Consider the following 15,570-nt stretch of genomic DNA (forward strand, 5'->3'; position numbering starts at 1 on the left):
CGTCCTGTCGCACTCGTCCCCGGATCTCGTCCCGCCGAGCCCGTTCACCGGGAAGAATGACGTCCTCGTGGGGTACCTGTGGATCGCGGGCGCGGTCGTGTCGGTGGCGGCGGTGGTGCTGCTCGTGGTGCAGCACCGGCGGCGCAGGAGCTTCCTGCCGCCCACGCTGGTGGGCTCGATCGGGGCGTTCGCGCTGGTCGCCGGGTGGATGTTCGCGGTGGACGCGACCGCGCCGAAGCACGAGGCGATCAAGACCGGCGGGCTCGCGGGCGGCGCGGTGATCGCCCTGTACGCGCTGTGGCTCAACGACCGCCGGCGGCGGACCGACGAGGCGCGGCACGAACTGGACAGCGAGCGGCAGGTCCTGGAGAACGTCCGCGCCGAACACGACCGGTCGCGGGTCGCCGACGAGCGGTTCGCCCGATCGGTGGAACTGCTCGGCCACGAGGCGGAGCAGGTGCGGGTGGGCGCGATGCACGCCCTGGCCGGCCTGGCGCGGTCCCGCCCGGAGTACGCCCAGACCGTGCTCGACGTGCTGTGCGCCTACCTGCGGCGGCCGTTCCTCGCCGGGGACGAGGCGAAGGACGAGCGCGAGTTCGAGGTCCGGCTCACCGCCCAGCGGCTGATCACCGAGCTGCTGCCCCACGACGAGGCCGCCGACGCGCCGCGCTACGACCTCGACCTGACCCGGGCCTACCTGGAGTACTTCGACATCTCGCACCGCCAGGTCAACAACCTCATGCTGCGCGCCGCGCGCCTGCACCAGTCGAACTCGTTCCACCACACGACCGTCCACGGCAGCGCGTGGTTCACCGACTCGTGCAGCACCGGGCGCCTGTACCTGCACGACATGGCCTTCCACGGCAAGGCGTGGTTCAGCCGCTTCCTGGTGCCGGCCGGGGAGCGGGTCGACTTCTCGCGCACGAGGTTCCTCGGGCCCACCAAGTTCGCCGGGGCGCGGTTCGACGGGCCGGTCGACTTCGGGGGTGCGACGTTCACCCGGTCGATAGATTTCGAGGGGACCAGGTTCACCCGGTCGCTCGACCTGCGCCCGGTCGAACCGCCGGTCGCCCGCACGATCGGCATGTACGTGTCCACCGGGCACGAGAACCACCTGCCCGACGGCTGGGTGGTCGAGGCGGGCACGGGCCTGGTGAGGAGCTGATGGGGCGCGGGCGGTGGTTGCTGGCGGTGAGCGTGCTCGCCGCGGTGCTGGTCACGGTCGCCACCACGGCGACCCTGCTGCTGGTCGACCCGAGGCAGCCGAAGGCCGAGGCGATCAAGACGGGGGCGCTGGCGGGCGGCGCGGTGGTGGCGCTGTACGCGCTGTGGCTCAACGACCGGCGGCGGCGCGTCGAGGAGGCCCGGCACGAGCTGGAGAGCGAGAAGACCGCCGACGAGCGGTTCGCCAAGGCCGTGGAGCTGCTGGGCAACGAGGCCGACCAGGTCCGGGTGGGCGCGATGCACGTGCTGGCCAACCTGGCGAAGACCAACCAGCGCTACAAGCAGACCGTGCTGGACGTGCTGTGCGCCTACCTGCGGCGGCCCTTCGAGCACCCGGCGCTGACCAGGAAGCCCGAGGACCCCGACCAGGCGTACTTCCGCGAGCCGGAGGAGGACCGGCCGGCGGAGGACCGGGAGGTCACCGCCGAGCAGGAGCGGGAGATGACCGTCCGGCGGACCGCGCAGCGGCTGATCACCGACCTGCTCCCGTGGGGCTCGAACCCGGACGAGACCCGCTACCAGCTGGACCTGAGCGGGGCCAAGCTCGTGCACTTCCGGCTGGAGGGCCGCCGGTTCGGCCGGCTCGTGGCCCGGCGCGCCCAGTTCTACGGCATCACCGCGTTCCGGGGGGTCACCCTCGCCCAGCCGGCCCTGTTCTCCGGCGGCACCTTCCACGGACGGGTGGACTTCGAGGACGGGCGGTTCCACGGCGGCATCTCGTTCCAGGACGCCGCCTTCAAGCGGGGCCTCACGCTCACCGGCGCGACCGCGGGCACGTTCCTGCACTTCCCCGAGCTGCCGCCGGAGGGCCTGGTCGGCAGCCTCGACGTGCGGGAGGGCACCGCGTTCCGCAACACCCCCGCCGGGTGGCCGCTAACCGGCGACGGGAAGCCCGTCGCCGTCGAGGACCATGTCCAGCAGGACTGACGCGGCCGCGCCGACCGCCGACGGGGTGACCACCGCGGTCTCGGCCACCGGCGCGTCCACCACCTCCACGAACCGGGCCCGGGTCTTCTTCGCCGCGAACGAGCGGGGCACCAGCGCCACGCCCAGGCCGAAGCCGACGAAGTCGAGCAGCGAGTGCACGTCGTTGACCTCGACCGCGACCCGGCGGTCCACCCCGGCGGTGGCCAGGGCGCGGTCCACCTGGTCGCGCGTCCCCCAGTCCGGGTTGAAATCCACGAACGGCTGACCCGCCAGCTCGGCCAGCTGCACCGACTCGCGCTCCGCGAACGGCAGCTCGGGCGCGCACGCCAACACCAGCGGTTCGGTGGACAGGGTCGACACCTTCAGGTCATCCGCGACGTGACCGGCCGTGACGAACGCGACGTCCAGCCGGCCCGCGCGCACCAGCTCCACCAGCTCGCCCGACCCTGCCTGCCGCAACCGCAGCTCCACGCCGGGGTGCAGCTCGTGGAACCGCGCCAGCACGGCCGGCAGGTGCACGCCGTGCAGGCACTGGACGCCGCCCACGGACAGCTCGCCGCGCAGCAGCCCCTGGACGGCCGCCACCGCGTCCCGCGCCGCGTCGATCGTGCCCAGCGCCCGGCGCGCCTCGGCCAGCAGCGCCCGCCCGGCCTGGGTCAGCTCCACCTGCCGCGTGCTGCGCACGAACAGCGGCGCGCCCAGCTCGACCTCCAGCGCCCGGATGGACGCGGACAGACCCGATTGGGCGACGTGCATCCGCCGGGCCGCGCGGGTGAAGTGGCACTCCTCGGCCACGGCCACGAAGTACTCCAGCTGCCGCAGTTCCACGATTCATCACCCGTACTGCTGAATGGCATCAGGTCCTTCTGTTGGACAGCTTAATGCCGTCGGCCCAAGCTGGGTGGGAGGGGAACCAACAGGGAGGTACGTCACGATGCTCACTCGCCGCATCGGCGGGGTCGAGGTCAGCGCCATCGGCCTGGGCGGGATGCCCATGTCGCTGGCCGGCCGGCCCGATCGGGCCCGCGCCGTCGAGACCATCCGCACGGCCGTCGACCGGGGCGTGACCCTGATCGACACGGCGGACGCCTACTCCGCCGACGACAGCGACTTCGGGCACAACGAGGAGCTGATCGCCGAGGCGCTCAAGGGCGTGGACGGGGTCCTGGTCGCCACCAAGGGCGGCCACACCCGCACCGCCGACGGCGACTGGGCCCTCAACGGGAGGCCCGAGTACCTGAAGGCCGCCTGCGAGGCGTCGCTGCGGCGGCTCGGGGTGGACGCCATCGACCTCTACCAGTTCCACCGGCCCGACCCGGACGTGCCGACCGCCGAGTCCGTCGGCGCGCTGGCCGAGCTGCTGGACGAGGGCAAGATCCGGCTCGCGGGCGTGTCCAACTTCGACCCGGCGCAGATCCGCGAGGCCGTCGAGGTGCTGGGCGGGCGGCTGGCGAGCGTGCAGAACCAGTTCTCGCCCGCGTTCCGCTCCAGCGAGCCGGAGCTGGAGCTGTGCGCGGAGCTGGACGTCGCGTTCCTGCCGTGGAGCCCGCTGGGCGGCATCAGCGCGGCCGGGCGGCTGGGCCAGGAGTTCTCGGCGTTCGCGGAGGTCGGCGCGGCGCACGGGGTGAGCCCGCAGCAGGTGTGCCTGGCGTGGATGCTCGCCAAGGCGCCGCAGGTGGTGCCGATCCCGGGCGCGTCGCGGCCCGCGAGCATCGCCGACTCGGCCGACGCGGTGCACCTGGAGCTGGGCGAGGAGGAGCTGCGCCGGCTCGACGGGTGATCCCCGGCGGGGCGATCACCGGCGGGTGACCTCCGAATGGCGGGATCAGGCGATCGGGACGACGATCTGAGCCACCCCGGGCGCACCAGAGCCGTCCGGGTCCGGCGGCCGCGCCACGCGGCCCGGACCCGGACTGCTCCGTTTTCGTGACCGATTAACGAGAACCCTGGTGATCCGGTTGGCCGTGCCTCACACTGCCCAACGAGTCAACCCCCTGCACTGGCTCCAGGAGTCCCGATGAACACCTTCGCACGCTCCGCCACAGCACTGCTGACCTGCGTGGGGCTGGTGCTGTCCGGTTCGGCCGCCACCGCCTGGGCGGCCCCCGCCACCGAGGACCGCACCACCGAGGACCACGCCATGGGCTCGCAGATCCGCAAGCACGAGGGAGGTTCGGCACGCGTCGTGATCCCCACCGACCCCGGCACCGAGGCCGTCGTGTACGGCATCGACGTGAGCGGCCACCAGGGCAACGTCGACTGGAACCACTGGTGGGGCCTCGGCAAGCGGTTCGCCTACGTCAAGGCGACCGAGAGCACCGGCTACCGCAACCCCTACTTCGCCCAGCAGTACAACGGCTCGTACAACGTCGGCATGATCCGCGGCGCGTACCACTTCGCGCTGCCCGACCGCTCCACCGGCGCCGCCCAGGCCGACTACTTCGTCAACAACGGCGGCGGCTGGTCCCGCGACGGCCGGACCCTGCCCGGCGCGCTGGACATGGAGTACAACCCGTACGGCGCGACCTGCTACGGGCTGTCCAGGGCGAGCATGACCGCGTGGATCAAGTCGTTCAGCGACCGCTACCACGCCCGCACCGGCCGCTGGCCCGTCATCTACACGTCCACCAGCTGGTGGGACCAGTGCGTGAGCGGGGACTTCAGCTCCACCAACCCGCTGTGGGTGGCGCGCTACTCGTCGGCGGTCGGCACGCTGCCGTTCGCCTGGCCGGTCCACACGATCTGGCAGTACTCGTCCACGCCGATCGACCAGAACCAGTTCAACGGCGCCTACGACCGGTTGCAGGCGCTGGCCACCGGCTGAACGACCCGGTCGGCCGGGTGCGCGAGGCACCCGGCCGACCCCGGTCCTCAGTCGAACAGCGCCGGGAGGGTGCCCTCCCACGCCTCGCGCAGCTCCGCCAGCGGCAGGCGGCCCAGGTCCTGGACCTCCAGCGCGTCGGACTCCGGGTCCACCACGCCGACCTTGCGCCACGGCAGGCCGCGCGCGGTGCACATGTCGGTGAACCGCAGCTCCTCCGTGCGCGGCACGGCCACCAGCACGCGGGCGGTGGACTCGCTGAACAGCTCGGTGAACAGGTCGCCCTCCAGGAACACCCGGGCGCCCACCTCGCCGATCAGGCAGGTCTCCACCAGCGCCTGCGCCAGGCCGCCGTCGGACAGGTCGTGCGCGGCGGACAGCATCCCGTCGCGCGAACCCGCCACCAGCACCTCGCCCAGCAGCTTCTCGCGGGCCAGGTCCACCTTCGGCGGCAGGCCGCCCAGGTGGCCGTGGGTCACGTGCGCCCACTCCGAGCCGCCGAACTCCTCGCGCGTCTCGCCCAGCAGCAGCAGCGTCTCGCCCGCCTCCGCGCCGATCCCGGTCGGGATGCGGCGGCGGACGTCGTCGATCACGCCCAGCACGCCCACCACCGGCGTCGGCAGGATCGCCGTGGCGCCGGTCTGGTTGTAGAAGCTGACGTTGCCGCCGGTCACCGGGATGCCCAGCTCGACGCAGCCGTCCGCGAGGCCCTTCACGGCCTGCTCGAACTGCCACATCACCGCCGGGTCCTCCGGCGAGCCGAAGTTCAGGCAGTTGGTCACCGCGACCGGCGTGGCGCCCGAGGTGGCGACGTTCCGGTACGCCTCGGCCAGCGCGAGCCGCGCGCCCGCGTACGGGTCGAGCCTGGTGTAGCGGCCGTTGCAGTCGGTGGCCAGGGCCACGCCCCGGTGCGTCGACTCGTCGATGCGGATCATGCCCGCGTCGGACGGCTGGGCGAGCACCGTGCCGCCGCGCACGTACCGGTCGTACTGCTGGGTGACCCACCGCCTCGACGCCAGGTTCGGCGACGCGGCCATGGTCTTGACCAGCTCCAGCAGCTCGTCCCGGGCGGGCCTGGCCAGCCGGTCCGGCGTGTCGGCCTGGAGGGCGTCCTGGTCGGCCGGGCGCTCGATCGGCCGGTGGTACACCGGGCCCTCGTGCGCGACCGTGCGCGGCGGGACGTCCAGCACGACCTCGTCGTGCCAGGTGATGACGAGCCGGTCGCCCTCGGTGACCTCGCCGATCTCGGTGGCGATGACGTCCCACTTCGCGCAGACCGCCATGAACGCGTCCATGTCCTCGGGCCGCACGACCGCGCACATGCGCTCCTGCGACTCGCTGGACAGGATCTCCGCCGGCGTCATGCCGGTGGCGCGCAGCGGCACCCGCTCCAGGTGGACGCGCATACCGCCGTCACCGGCGCTGGCCAGCTCCGAGGTCGCGCACGCCAGGCCCGCGCCGCCGAGGTCCTGGATGCCGACCACGATGCGCTGGGCGAACAGCTCCAGGCAGCACTCGATGAGCACCTTCTCGGTGAACGGGTCGCCGACCTGGACGCTGGGCAGCTTCTTGCGCTTGCCCGCGGTGTCGTCGAAGGTCTCGCTGGCCAGGACGGACACGCCGCCGATGCCGTCGAGGCCGGTGCGCGCGCCGAACAGGACCACCTTGTTGCCGGTGCCCGAGGCGTGCGCCAGGTGCAGGTCCTCGACCCTCATCGCGCCCACGCACAGGGCGTTGACCAGCGGGTTGCCCGCGTAGGTCGCGTCGAACACGACCTCGCCGCCGATGTTCGGCAGGCCCAGGCAGTTGCCGTAGCCGCCGACGCCGGCCACGATCCCGGGCAGCACGCGGCGCGTGTCCGGCGCGTCGGCCGGGCCGAACCGCAGCGGGTCCATCACGGCCAGCGGGCGGGCGCCCATCGCGAGGATGTCGCGCACGATGCCGCCGACGCCCGTGGCCGCGCCCTGGTAGGGCTCGACGTAGGACGGGTGGTTGTGGCTCTCGGCCTTGAACGTGACCGCCCAGCCGTCGCCGACGTCCACCACGCCCGCGTTCTCGCCGATGCCCGCGAGCATCTTGGCGCGCATCTCGTCGGTGGTGGTGTCGGAGAAGTACTTCAGGTGCACCTTGGACGACTTGTAGGAGCAGTGCTCGCTCCACATCACCGAGTACACGGCCAGCTCGGCGTCGGTGGGCCGGCGGCCCAGGATCTCCTTGATGCGGGCGTACTCGTCGTCCTTCAGGCCCAGCTCCTTGTAGGGCTGCTCCTGGTCGGGCGTGTTCTCGGCGTTGGCGACGGTGTCGACGGTCATCAGGCGGTCACCACCGAGTCCACCAGGGACAGGAACATGCCCAGGCCGTCGTCGGTCGGGCCGGTGAGCGCGTCGATCGCGTGCTCGGGGTGCGGCATGAGGCCGACCACCCGGCCGTTGGCGCTGGTGATGCCCGCGATGTCGTTGCGCGAGCCGTTCGGGTTCTCGCCGACGTAGCGGTTGCGATCCCCACCGGCCGCTTCCGGCCGGTGCTGGTCGACGACGTAGCGGAACACCACGCGGCCCTCGCCCTCCAGCTCGTCGAGGGTCCGCTGGTCGGCCTGGTAGCCGCCCTCGCCGGACTTGAGCGGCACGAGGATCTCGGCGCCCTCGTCGTACCGGGTGGACCAGGCGGTCCGGTTGTTCTCGACCCTGAGCCACTGGTCGCGGCACACGAAGTGCAGCTTGGCGTTGCGGACCAGCGCGCCGGGCAGCAGGTGGGCCTCGCACAGGATCTGGAAGCCGTTGCAGATGCCGAGCACCGGCATGCCCTTGTTCGCCGCGTCGACGACCTCCTGCATCACCGGGGCGAACCGGGCGATGGCGCCGCAGCGCAGGTAGTCGCCGTAGGAGAAGCCGCCGGGCACGATGACCGCGTCGACGCCCCTGAGGTCGCGGTCGGCGTGCCAGAGGGGGACCGCCTCCCCGCCCGCGTAGCGGACCGCGCGCGCCGCGTCGACGTCGTCCAGCGTGCCGGGGAAGGTGATGACGCCGACCCTCATGCCTCGACCCGCCTCACGACCCAGTCCTCGATCACGGGGTTGGCGAGGAACGTCTCGGCGATCTTGGCGAGCGTGGCGTCGTCGACGTCGTCGGCGACCTCCAGCTCGAAGTGCTTGCCCTGGCGGACACTGGTGATTCCGTCGAACCCGAGGCGGGGCAGCGCGTTGGCCACCGCCTGTCCCTGGGGGTCGAGGATTTCGGGCTTCGGCATGACGTCGACGACGACTCGGGCCACGACAGGCTGCTCCAAGGTCGGAGGGGTGGCGGTACGCGGGAAGGGTACCTGAGCTGGGTGTTCATCAAGTTGGCGCGTGGTGGGGGGCACACGTTCGGCCAGGTTCACCCGATCGTGACCAGGCGGTTCGAAAGAGGTTCCTGGTAATCTGGTGTCAGCCGAGGCCCGTAAGCCGAGGAAGTGAGCACGGTCCGCATCCGGACGGATGTCGGCCGTGTTCGCGCCTTTTCAGGGGTTAATCGAGGCGCTGGACCGATCCGATCATGGACGCGGTCCGACGCGCCCAATCGCCGCCCAGGCCGTAGCACCCCACGACCATGTCCGCGATCCACAACAACGGCTCCCACGCGCTGTCGGCGTGCTCGTACAGCAGGTGGGAGTCGCGTGCGCGCTTGCCGAGCGCGGTACGGACGGTCAGCAGGTCGTGCTTGTTCCGCTCGTCGCGGGTGTCGAGGACCAGCCTCCTCCCCTCGACGTCCAGCAGATCATCGACCAGGTGGATCAGGCACTTCTGCCTGGCGCGTTCCTCGTTCGCACGGCAGTCGGTGCGGTAGATGTCCACCCGCGCGCCGAACTCCGCCAACCGGGCCAGGACGAACTTGCGGCGCGCCGTGTTCTCCCTCCTGAAGTGCACCTCCCGCTGACCGGGCAGCAGCAGTCCGCGCACCTGCGTTCGCAGGCGGTTCAGGTTGGGCAGCTCGACCACGGCGGCGGCGAGCAGGTAGGTGTCCCCGCGGCGGGATTCGTCGACAAAAGCTTGCACGGCCACGGCCGTGCATCGGCACCCGAAAGGCCGACCTGCACCGAGTCCACCCGAACGTGTGTTCGCCCTGTTCGCCATCGGCGTACCCGCGGATCCCGGCCGTTCCCGGCCCTACTGTGGGGATCATGCGGATCCTGGTGCTGGGCGGCACGGTCTTCCTCGGCAGGGCGACGGCGGCCGAGGCGGTGCGGCGCGGCCACGAGGTGGTGTGCGCGGCGCGCGGCGAGTCCGGCTCCGCGCCCGACGGCGCCGTCCACGTGCCGGTCGACCGCGACGCGGGCCTGGGCCCCCTGTCCGGCGAGCACTTCGACGCCGTGGTCGACGTGGCGACCATGTCCGTCACCTGGGTCCGCGACGCCCTGCGGTCCGTCGGCGCGGACCACTGGACGTTCATCTCCAGCTGCTCCGTCTACGCCGACCACACCACCCCCGGCACCCGCACGCTCGACCCGCTGGAGGACGACGCCGGGGCGCCCCGGTCGCCCGACCGCTACGGCGCGATCAAGGTGGCCAGCGAGAACGCCGTCCGCGACGCGCGCGGCGACCGGGCGTTCATCGTCCGCGCGGGCCTGATCACCGGCCCCGGCGACCGGAGCGACCGCTTCGGCTACTGGCCCAACCGCCTGTCCCGGGGCGGTCGCGTGGCGGTCCCGGACGCGACCGACCAGCCCGCCCAGCACGTCGACGTCCGCGACCTGGCCGCCTGGGTCGTGGACGCGGCCGAGCAGCGCGTCACCGGCACCTACGACGCCATCGGCCCGGCCGTCCCGCTCGCGCTGGTCCTCGGCGAGATCGCGGGCGCGGTCGCGCCGCCGGGCACCGAGCTGGCGCGCGTGCCCGAGGAGGTCCTCCGGCGGCACGAGGTCGCGCCGTGGGCGGGCCCGCGCTCGCTGCCCCTGTGGCTGCCCGCCACCCACCGGGCGCTGATGTTCCGCGACGCGGGCCCGGCGCTGGCCGCCGGGCTGCGCACCCGGCCCACCTCGGAGACCGCGCGCGACACCCTCGCCCACGAGCGCGAGCTGGGCCTCGACCGCGAGCGGCGGGCCGGGCTGCCCCCGCGGGTCGAGGAGGAGCTGCTGCGCGCGGTCGGCTGAGCCGGTGTAGAACGGTGGGGCGAGAGGAGCACCCGCCATGCACATCGTCCACTTCGGACATTCCTGCCTGCTCGTCGGCACCGGCGGCGCGCGGCTGCTGTTCGACCCGGGCACGTTCTCCAGCGGTTTCGAGCAGGTCACCGGGCTCGACGCGATCCTGGTCACGCACGAGCACCCCGACCACCTGGACGCCGACCGGCTGCCCGGCCTGCGCGCGGCCAACCCGGGCGCCCCGCTGTTCGCGCCGTTCGACCTCGACGGCGCCACCCGGGTCGCGCCCGGTGACGTGCTGGAGGTCGCCGGCTCGACCGTCCACGTCCTGGACGCGCCGCACGAGGTGATCCACCGGGACCTGCCGGTGCCCGCGAACGTCGGCTACCTGGTCGACCACGGCGCGTTCTACCACCCGGGCGACTCGCTGACCGTGCCCGCGCAGCGCGTGGACGTGCTGGCGCTGCCGACCGCCGCGCCGTGGATGAAGGTGTCCGACGCGGCGGACTTCCTGGCCGCGGTGTCGCCGCGCAAGGCCGTGCCGGTGCACGAGGCGCTCCTGGCCCGGACCGGGGTCTACTACCGGGTCCTGACCGGCACCGCGCCGGCGGGCGTCGAGGTGGTCGTGCCCACCCGGGGCGAGGGGATCGAGCTGTAGGTGACGGGCGCGGCGCCGTGGCGCAGGACCAGGTCCACGGCCGCCAGCAGCGCCGGTCCCAGCCGGTCGAGCGACGCCGCGTCCACGCCCAGCCGCACCAGCCCGCCGCGCCGCGCCGCCCGGCCGGCGCCGAGCGGCCGGCCCCGGTGCCCGCCGACCATGCGCACCCGACCGGGCCGCACGTCGCCGGTGCGCAGGTCGTGCACGCCCGCCAGGTCCGCGCACACCGCGAACCGGTGCCTGCCCAACGCGACCAGCGTGCCGGGCGAGGCGAGCCAGTCCGGCGGCGCGAACAGGTCCGTGTGCAGGCCGAGCCGGGCCAGCGCGGTCCGGGCGGCCACCAGCCGCAGGCCCGCCTCGTGGGCGGACAGCGCGGCGAACTCGGCGCGCCTGCGCCCCACCCCGGCCCGGTGCGCCGGGTCGGGCGCGTGGTCGAAGCCGTGCAGCAGGAGCGCGTCACCGGCGGCGACGCGGTCGCGGACCCAGGTCAGGGCCGGTCCGGGCGCCCGGCCAGGCGCCAGCAGCAGCGACAGCGGCACGTGCCGCCGGTCGAGCCGGTCGGCCAGGTCGGCGCACCGGGCGAGCGTGCTGGGCCCGATGCCGGACAGCGAGACCACGAGGTGGGTGCGCACGGGGACCAGTGCGCCGCACCGGCGTGTCGTCCGCCCGTCCGCCAGGTGACGCCCCGGTGCGGATCCGGCGAACTGTGCCCGGTGGCCGCCCGGGTCACCGCCCCGGTCACCTCCCGGGCGACGGCCAGTCCGCGAACGACAGCCCGGTGATCCGCTCGTACGCCTCGACGTAGCGGGCGCGGGTGGCGGCGACCACGTCGTCGGGCAGCGGGGGCGGCGGGGTGTCGGACGCGCGGTCCCAACCGGACTCCGGCGAGGTCAGCCAGTCCCGGACGTACTGCTTGTCGAACGACGGCTGCACGCGCCCCGGCTCGTAGGAGTCCGCGGGCCAGTAGCGCGACGAGTCGGGGGTCAGCACCTCGTCCCCGAGCACCAGCGCGCCCGAGGCGTCCAGGCCGAACTCGAACTTCGTGTCCGCCAGGACCACCCCGCGCGTCCGCGCGAACTCCCGCGCCGCGCCGTACACGGCCAGCGTCGCGTCCCGCAGCCGACCGGCCAGCTCCGCCCCGACGCGCGCCTCCACCTCGGCGAACGACACGTTCTCGTCGTGCTCCCCGACCTGCGCCTTCGTCGCCGGGGTGAAGATCGGCGGCACCAGCTCGGACGCCTCGACCAGCCCGGCGGGCAGCTCCACGCCGCACACCGAGCCGCCCTGCCGGTACTCGGCCATGCCCGACCCGGTCAGGTAGCCGCGCGCCACGCACTCCACCTGCACCATGTCCAGCCTGCGCACCAGCAGCGCCCGGCCGCGCACCTCGTCGGGGACGCGCGGGTCGTCCCACGCCACGAGGTGGTTCGGCACCAGGTCCGCGAACCGCTCGAACCAGAACACGCTCATCGCGGTCAGCACCCGCCCCTTGTCGGGGATCTCGGTGACGAGCACGTGGTCGTAGGCGGAGATCCGGTCCGACGCCACGAACAGCAGCAGGTCGTCGTCCACCTGGTGGACCTGGCGGACCTTGCCGGTGGCGACCAACCGGTAGTCGTCGAGCTTGGGCACGGCCGAAGCCTACTTGTCCCGCTCCGTGGGCCCCCCTTCCCGCCTGCGGCAAGATGCCCCCCATGCGCGCACCCGGACTGATGCTCAGCGTGATCGCCGCCCTCGCCGTCGCCTGCGCCCCCGCCGACGAGACCACGCAGCCCTCCAACCAGGTCGACGGCGTGGACTGCACGAAGGAGAACCTGGCGACGCTGACCGCGGGCAAGATCACGTTCGGCACGGACCAGCCCGTGTACGAGCCGTGGTTCGTGGACGACGACCCCACCAACGGCAAGGGCTTCGAGTCCGCGACCGCCTACGCCCTGGCCGAGGAGCTCGGCTACGCCCGCGAGGACGTGGTGTGGACGCGGGTGCCGTTCAACGCCGCCATCCAGCCGGGCAGGAAGACCTACGACGCGAACCTCACCGAGTTCTCCATCACGGAGGAGCGCAAGCAGGCCGTCGACTTCTCCGCGCCGTACTACGACGTGGACCAGGCCGTGATCACGCTGGAGTCGTCGAAGGCGGCGTCGGTGAAGACGCTCGCGGAGCTGAAGTCGGTGAAGATCGGCGCGCAGGTCGGCACCACCAGCCTCGACGCGGCGCAGCGGCTCCAGCCCGAGCAGGACGTGGCGGTCTACAACACCAACGACGACGCCAAGGCCGCGCTGCGCGCCGGGCAGGTCGACGCGCTGGTGGTGGACCTGCCGACGGCGTTCTTCATCACCTCCGCGGAGCTGGAGGACGGGGTGATCGTCGGCCAGGTCCCGCCCGGCGACGGCAAGCCCGAGCAGTTCGGCATCGTGCTGGACAAGGGCAGCCCGCTGACCGCGTGCGTGTCCACGGCGGTGGAGAACCTGCGGGCCGACGGCACGCTGGCCGAGATCGAGCGGGAGTGGCTGGCGTCCGCGGGCACGGCGCCCGAGCTGAGGTGATCAGCGAGCTCCAGCGGGAACGCCTCGCCTACCGGCGTTCCCGCGCTCGGCGCTCCACCCTGGTCGCGCTGCTGTCGACGGCGGTGTTCGCGGGGGTCGCGTGGGTGACCGTGACCGGGGCGCCGGGCTGGCCGCGCGTGCAGCGGTCGTTCTTCGACCCGGAGACCGCGTGGCGGTCGCTGCCCGCGATCCTGGAGGGGCTGTGGCTCAACCTCCGGGTGCTGGTGGTGTGCGGCGCGGCGATCCTGGTGCTGGCGCTGGTCGTGGCGGCGCTGCGCACGCTGCGCGGCCCCGTGTGGTTCCCGCTGCGGGTGCTGGCCACGGTGTACGTGGACCTGTTCCGCGGCCTGCCGCTGATCATCCTGCTGTACCTGGTCGGGTTCGGGCTTCCCGCGCTGCGGCTGACCGGCGTGCCCAACGACCACGTGGTGCTCGGCGGGGTGGCCCTGGTGCTCGCCTACACCGCCTACGTGGCCGAGGTGTTCCGCGCCGGGATCGAGTCGGTCCACCCGTCGCAGGTGGCGGCGGCCCGGTCGCTGGGCCTGGGCCCGCGCAAGACGCTGCGGCTGGTGGTGCTGCCGCAGGCGGTGCGGCGGGTCATGCCGGCACTGCTGAACGACTTCGTGGCGCTGCAGAAGGACTGCGGGCTGATCTCCGTGCTGGGCGCGGTGGACGCGGTGCGGGCGGCGCAGATCGAGCAGTCGCGGGCGTTCAACTTCACCCCGTACGTGGTGGCGGGGCTGCTGTTCGTGCTGCTCGCGGTGCCCACGGCGCGGTTCGCCGACGCCGTCGGCAGGCGGGTGGACCGCCGCCGGGGCGACCGGTGACCCCCGGGGCGCCGACGCCCGGCCCGGTGCTCTCCGTGCGCGGGCTGGTCAAGCGCTACGGGGACCGCGCGGTGCTCGACGGGATCGACCTGGACGTGCACGAGCACGAGGTGGTCGCGCTGATCGGGTCGTCGGGTTCGGGCAAGTCGACCCTGCTGCGGTGCGTGAACCTGCTGGAGGAGCTGGACGACGGCCAGGTGCTGCTCGACGGCGTGGACGTGTCCGACCCGAGGGTGGACGCCGACGTGGCCCGGCGCGGCATGGGCGTCGTGTTCCAGGCGTTCAACCTGTTCCCGCACATGAGCGTGCTGGACAACGTCACCCTGGCACCGCGCGTGGTGCACGGCGTGCCGAGGGCCGACGCCGAGCGGCGGGGCCGCGAGCTGCTGGCGCGGGTCGGGCTGGCCGACCGGGCGGGCAGCTACCCCGAGCGGCTGTCCGGCGGGCAGCAGCAGCGGGTCGCGATCGCGCGGGCGCTGGCGTACTCGCCCCGGCTGCTGCTGCTGGACGAGATCACCAGCGCGCTGGACCCGGAGCTGGTGGGCGAGGTGTTGCAGCTGGTCAGGGAGCTGGCGGCGCAGGGGCGGACCATCCTGATGGCCACCCACGAGATGGGTTTCGCGCGCCAGGTCGCCGACCGGGTGGTGTTCCTGGACGCCGGCGGGGTCGTCGAGTCCGGGCCGCCCGAGCAGGTGCTGGGGGAGCCTCGGCACCCGCGCACGCGGCAGTTCCTGAAGCGGATCATCGACGCGGGCAGGCTGTAGGGGCACCGGGGGTGCGCGTCGTCGGGACCACCGGAGGGTGCGTCGTCGGGACCACCGCGCGTGTGCGTCATCGGGACCACCAGGGGTGCGCGTCGTCAGGACCACCAGGGGTGCGCGTCATCGGAACCACCGCGCGTGCGCGTCGTCAGGACCACAGAGGGTGTGCGTCGTCGGGCCGATCGCGAGAGGCCACTTGGGCTACCGGCCGGGAGCCGCCTACCCTTCTCGACGTGGTTCACCGGAAGGCCCTCACCGCCCCCGCCGCGGCGACCGGCGCGCTCGCCCTGCTGCTCACGGGGGCGTGCGGCAAGCCGACGGCGGCGCCGGAGCCGGTCGTCGTGCCGACGACCGCCAGCTCCGCGCCCGCGACCTCCGTGCCGGCGGTGGCGAGCATCTCCGTCCGGCCGCGGGTCACGACGCCGCCGACCACGGTCGCGGCCACGACCGAGCCGCCACCCCCGCCACCCCCCGCTCCCGCGCCGGTCCAGCCGGCGCCGCCGCCCGAGCCGACGACCGTGCCGACCACGGCACCGCCGGAACTCGACGAGGTGGCGTTCGAGGGCTTCCCCTGCGACGAGCGGGGGGCGGCCGCGGTGGACCCCACCGGAAAGCCGCTGGTGTGCCAGCACGGGCGCCGCGGTTGGCTGCGGTGGGAGAGGGCGGACTGACCAGGGGATTCGTCGGG

At 73.3% G+C, this 15,570-nt stretch carries 17 protein-coding genes; 10 read left to right on the plus strand and 7 right to left on the minus strand.

Annotation, left to right across the window (positions count from 1 at the left end):
- Nucleotides 1–67 precede the first annotated feature (67 nt).
- Entirely contained in the window at nt 68–1,165 is a 1,098-nt protein-coding gene (locus tag Q5530_RS02760; protein WP_415360499.1) for a pentapeptide repeat-containing protein, read from the plus strand.
- On the plus strand, nt 1,165–2,151 hold the full coding sequence (locus Q5530_RS02765; protein WP_415360501.1) for a pentapeptide repeat-containing protein: 987 nt from the start codon (nt 1,165–1,167) through the stop codon (nt 2,149–2,151). Before Q5530_RS02760 ends, Q5530_RS02765 begins: the two co-directional genes overlap by 1 nt.
- On the opposite strand, the gene Q5530_RS02770 is transcribed toward Q5530_RS02765, so the two are convergent.
- Complete coding sequence (locus Q5530_RS02770; protein ID WP_415360502.1) at nt 2,098–2,979, minus strand: LysR family transcriptional regulator; 882 nt, start codon at nt 2,977–2,979, stop codon at nt 2,098–2,100. The two genes, Q5530_RS02765 and Q5530_RS02770, sit on opposite strands and share 54 nt — an antisense overlap.
- A 106-nt stretch (nt 2,980–3,085) precedes the next feature.
- On the opposite strand from Q5530_RS02770, the gene Q5530_RS02775 reads away from it, so the two are divergent.
- Nucleotides 3,086–3,931, plus strand: coding sequence for an aldo/keto reductase (locus Q5530_RS02775; protein ID WP_415360503.1), 846 nt, complete (start codon nt 3,086–3,088; stop codon nt 3,929–3,931).
- 237 nt (nt 3,932–4,168) lie between these two features.
- Nucleotides 4,169–4,975: a lysozyme gene (locus Q5530_RS02780; protein ID WP_415360504.1), complete on the plus strand. Its 807-nt coding sequence runs from the start codon at nt 4,169–4,171 to the stop codon at nt 4,973–4,975.
- Nucleotides 4,976–5,022: 47 nt separating this feature from the next.
- On the opposite strand, the gene purL is transcribed toward Q5530_RS02780, so the two are convergent.
- The 4 genes from purL to Q5530_RS02800 form a co-directional block, all read right to left on the minus strand.
- Complete coding sequence (gene purL, locus Q5530_RS02785; protein WP_415360505.1) at nt 5,023–7,284, minus strand: phosphoribosylformylglycinamidine synthase subunit PurL; 2,262 nt, start codon at nt 7,282–7,284, stop codon at nt 5,023–5,025.
- Complete coding sequence (gene purQ / locus Q5530_RS02790) at nt 7,284–8,006, minus strand: phosphoribosylformylglycinamidine synthase subunit PurQ (RefSeq protein WP_415360508.1); 723 nt, start codon at nt 8,004–8,006, stop codon at nt 7,284–7,286. The genes purL and purQ overlap by 1 nt, the downstream gene beginning before the upstream one ends.
- Nucleotides 8,003–8,242, minus strand: a complete 240-nt coding sequence (gene purS / locus Q5530_RS02795) for a phosphoribosylformylglycinamidine synthase subunit PurS (protein ID WP_033428368.1) — start codon at nt 8,240–8,242, stop codon at nt 8,003–8,005. The genes purQ and purS overlap by 4 nt, the downstream gene beginning before the upstream one ends.
- Before the next feature lie 235 nt (nt 8,243–8,477).
- On the minus strand, nt 8,478–9,005 hold the full coding sequence (locus Q5530_RS02800) for a hypothetical protein (RefSeq protein ID WP_415360511.1): 528 nt from the start codon (nt 9,003–9,005) through the stop codon (nt 8,478–8,480).
- 125 nt (nt 9,006–9,130) lie between these two features.
- Here Q5530_RS02800 and Q5530_RS02805 point away from each other — a divergent pair, with 125 nt between their 5' ends.
- Together Q5530_RS02805 and Q5530_RS02810 are read left to right on the plus strand one after the other, a co-directional pair.
- Nucleotides 9,131–10,099: an NAD-dependent epimerase/dehydratase family protein gene (locus Q5530_RS02805; RefSeq protein WP_415360512.1), complete on the plus strand. Its 969-nt coding sequence runs from the start codon at nt 9,131–9,133 to the stop codon at nt 10,097–10,099.
- A gap of 37 nt (nt 10,100–10,136) precedes the next feature.
- Complete coding sequence (locus tag Q5530_RS02810; protein ID WP_415360513.1) at nt 10,137–10,748, plus strand: MBL fold metallo-hydrolase; 612 nt, start codon at nt 10,137–10,139, stop codon at nt 10,746–10,748.
- Here the strand turns inward: Q5530_RS02810 and Q5530_RS02815 are convergent.
- Nucleotides 10,670–11,380 carry a DUF2334 domain-containing protein gene (locus Q5530_RS02815; protein WP_415360514.1) on the minus strand — a complete coding sequence of 237 codons (711 nt, stop codon included), beginning with the start codon at nt 11,378–11,380 and terminating at the stop codon, nt 10,670–10,672. The two genes, Q5530_RS02810 and Q5530_RS02815, sit on opposite strands and share 79 nt — an antisense overlap.
- A 106-nt stretch (nt 11,381–11,486) precedes the next feature.
- The gene (locus Q5530_RS02820; RefSeq protein ID WP_415360515.1) at nt 11,487–12,380 is read right to left on the minus strand and encodes a phosphoribosylaminoimidazolesuccinocarboxamide synthase; all 894 of its coding nucleotides are present in this window, start codon (nt 12,378–12,380) and stop codon (nt 11,487–11,489) included.
- Between the two features lie 62 nt (nt 12,381–12,442).
- Here Q5530_RS02820 and Q5530_RS02825 point away from each other — a divergent pair, with 62 nt between their 5' ends.
- From Q5530_RS02825 to Q5530_RS02840, 4 genes are all read left to right on the plus strand, one after another.
- Nucleotides 12,443–13,294, plus strand: coding sequence for an ABC transporter substrate-binding protein (locus Q5530_RS02825; RefSeq protein ID WP_415360516.1), 852 nt, complete (start codon nt 12,443–12,445; stop codon nt 13,292–13,294).
- Complete coding sequence (locus tag Q5530_RS02830) at nt 13,291–14,121, plus strand: amino acid ABC transporter permease (protein ID WP_415360517.1); 831 nt, start codon at nt 13,291–13,293, stop codon at nt 14,119–14,121. Before Q5530_RS02825 ends, Q5530_RS02830 begins: the two co-directional genes overlap by 4 nt.
- Nucleotides 14,118–14,885 carry an amino acid ABC transporter ATP-binding protein gene (locus Q5530_RS02835; RefSeq protein ID WP_415360519.1) on the plus strand — a complete coding sequence of 256 codons (768 nt, stop codon included), beginning with the start codon at nt 14,118–14,120 and terminating at the stop codon, nt 14,883–14,885. The genes Q5530_RS02830 and Q5530_RS02835 overlap by 4 nt, the downstream gene beginning before the upstream one ends.
- 230 nt (nt 14,886–15,115) lie before the next feature.
- Nucleotides 15,116–15,553, plus strand: a complete 438-nt coding sequence (locus Q5530_RS02840) for a hypothetical protein (RefSeq protein WP_415360520.1) — start codon at nt 15,116–15,118, stop codon at nt 15,551–15,553.
- Nucleotides 15,554–15,570 lie beyond the last annotated feature (17 nt).

The organism is Saccharothrix sp. BKS2 (assembly GCF_047689505.1).
Classification (GTDB): Bacteria; Actinomycetota; Actinomycetes; order Mycobacteriales; family Pseudonocardiaceae; genus Actinosynnema; species Actinosynnema lopnurensis.

Coding starts and splice junctions, on each gene's coding strand:
- Q5530_RS02765 (WP_415360501.1), top strand. CDS start 1,165: ATGGGGCGCGGGCGGTGGTTGCTGGCGGTGAGCGTGCTCGCCGCGGTG.
- Q5530_RS02775 (WP_415360503.1), top strand. CDS start 3,086: ATGCTCACTCGCCGCATCGGCGGGGTCGAGGTCAGCGCCATCGGCCTG.
- purQ (WP_415360508.1), bottom strand. CDS start 8,006: ATGAGGGTCGGCGTCATCACCTTCCCCGGCACGCTGGACGACGTCGAC.
- Q5530_RS02810 (WP_415360513.1), top strand. CDS start 10,137: ATGCACATCGTCCACTTCGGACATTCCTGCCTGCTCGTCGGCACCGGC.
- Q5530_RS02825 (WP_415360516.1), top strand. CDS start 12,443: ATGCGCGCACCCGGACTGATGCTCAGCGTGATCGCCGCCCTCGCCGTC.
- purL (WP_415360505.1), bottom strand. CDS start 7,284: ATGACCGTCGACACCGTCGCCAACGCCGAGAACACGCCCGACCAGGAG.
- Q5530_RS02780 (WP_415360504.1), top strand. CDS start 4,169: ATGAACACCTTCGCACGCTCCGCCACAGCACTGCTGACCTGCGTGGGG.
- Q5530_RS02805 (WP_415360512.1), top strand. CDS start 9,131: ATGCGGATCCTGGTGCTGGGCGGCACGGTCTTCCTCGGCAGGGCGACG.